We start from the raw sequence: 420 nt of genomic DNA on the forward strand, positions 1-420 counted from the left end.
TATATTGATATATAACGCTTTTTATTTTAACTCATTTTTAAAAAAAAATAGGCCCCCCAAAAGAAGGCCCAAAATACCCAAAAGTGATAAAATTCTCAAAAGAAGTTTCTTTATTGTTCGGTTTTATGACTTTTCACCAAAGGGTGCCATTCATAGCGTATTGTAGAGCGTCCGACTTTTTGCGTTTTATCTCCAAAGCTTTTACGAAGATAGTTGCAACGGCACAAGAGCTCTAAAGCTTGCTTCACGGCTTCTTTGTCTTTTAAAGAACTCCAATTTCTTTGATGAATATCACGGTGTGTAAAAACATCGGGTAAACAATCACAACGCTCGACAATTAATTTGGCACGCTCTGCTATTAATGTATTCCCCGCCGCGTAAAGACGTTGAATATGACTTAACAAATATTCTTCCCAATAC

At 36.2% G+C, this 420-nt stretch carries 1 pseudogene; it reads right to left on the reverse strand.

Features of this window, described 5'->3' with window-relative positions:
* Positions 1-110 precede the first annotated feature (110 nt).
* Positions 111-420, reverse strand: a pseudogene (locus BN338_RS09675) (YfjI family protein); the annotation flags it as partial.

The sequence above is a fragment of the Bartonella queenslandensis AUST/NH15 genome, assembly GCF_000312585.1.
Taxonomy (GTDB): domain Bacteria; phylum Pseudomonadota; class Alphaproteobacteria; order Rhizobiales; family Rhizobiaceae; genus Bartonella; species Bartonella queenslandensis_A.